This window comes from Jiangella rhizosphaerae (assembly GCF_003579925.1).
GTDB classification, from domain to species: domain Bacteria; phylum Actinomycetota; class Actinomycetes; order Jiangellales; family Jiangellaceae; genus Jiangella; species Jiangella rhizosphaerae.
Map to the genome: position 1 here is coordinate 1 of NZ_QUAL01000236.1, position 1,432 is coordinate 1,432.

Here is a 1,432-nt window from a genome sequence, read left to right on the forward strand (position 1 = left end):
GAGGACGCGTTCACGTTCACCGTCTCCGACGGCACCGCGGTGTCCGAGCCGGCCACGGTGACCGTCAGCGTCGTCGAGGAGCCGACCCCGACGCCGACGCCGACACCCACCGAGACGATCACGCCGTCGCCGTCGCCGTCGCCGAGCGAGACCGGTGAGCCGCTGCCCGACACCGGCTCCGGTCCGGGCCTGCCGCTGGCGGCCGCCGCCCTGCTCGGCATCGTCGGGCTGGCGTTCCTGCTCCGGGGTCGCCGCGCCACGGCCTGACGCCCGCACGTGCGATTCCGGCGCATCTCGACGCATTGTCGCTATGCTGTCGGCCAGTCCGCCGGTCCGACGCGCCGCGAGGAGTTGCCATGGGATCGCCGTTCGTCAAGCGAACCGCCGCGCTGCTCGCGGGCGGCATCCTGATGCTGGGGGCGACGGCGGTGCCGGCCGCGGCCGAGAGCGCCGGCGACCAGGTCCTCGTCGACCTCAGCATGGACCTCACGCCCGAGGACCTCGCTCGGACGCTGGTCGGTGACGACGTCGCCGTCGAGAACGTCCGGTACACCGGCCACGACATGGCGGCCGGCCTGGCCGACGGCTTCGAGGACGTCTTCGGCATCCCCGGCGGCGTCGTCCTGGCGTCCGGCGGGTTCAGTTCGACCCCCGGCATCATCCGCGGCCCGAACGATTCCACGGCGACGAGCCTGGAGTTCTTCCAACCCGGCGACCCCGACCTGGAGGTGCTGGCCGGCGACGTGACCCACGACGCCGCCGTGCTGGAGTTCGACTTCGTCCCGGCGAGCGACGAGCTCCGCCTCGACTACGTGTTCGGCTCGGACGAGTACCACGAGTACGTCGGCGTCGACTCCGACGTCTTCGCGATCTTCGTCAACGGCGAGAACTGCGCCGTCGTCGGCGACGACGCCGAGCCGGTCTCGATCAACACCGTCAACCTCGGGTCCAACGCCGCCTTGTTCGTCGACAACGACCTCCTCACCCTCGGGGCTGCTCCTCACGACACCCAGTTCGACGGCTTCACGACGGTGCTGACCTGCGTCGCCGACGTCGTCGCGGGCGAGACCAACCACATCAAGCTCGGCCTCGCCGACGGGGGTTCGAGCGTCATCGACACCGGCGTGTTCGACTCCGCCGCGATCATCGCGCCCGGCCTGCCCGACACCGGCCATGCGCCGGTCGCCGACGATCAGGCCGTCGAGACGTATGTCGACACCCCGGTCGAGATCGCGCTGACCGGCACGGACGAGGACGGCGACGAGCTCGGCTACGAGGTGGTGTCCGAGCCGGAGCACGGCACGCTGAGCGGCGAGGCGCCCGATCTCACGTACACGCCGGCCGAGGGTTACGTCGGTGAGGACGCGTTCACGTTCACCGTCTCCGACGGCACCGCGGTGTCCGAGCCGGCCACGGTGACCGTCAGCGTCGT

Annotated in this window: 2 protein-coding genes; both read left to right on the plus strand. The window is 71.2% G+C overall.

From position 1 onward, the window contains the following. A partial coding sequence (locus DY240_RS22715; RefSeq protein ID WP_119662076.1) for an LPXTG cell wall anchor domain-containing protein occupies window positions 1–267 on the plus strand: 267 nt, incomplete at its 5' end. Window positions 268–356: 89 nt separating this feature from the next. Further along, on the plus strand, window positions 357–1,432 hold a 1,076-nt coding region (locus DY240_RS22720), incomplete at its 3' end, for a choice-of-anchor L domain-containing protein (protein WP_199702096.1).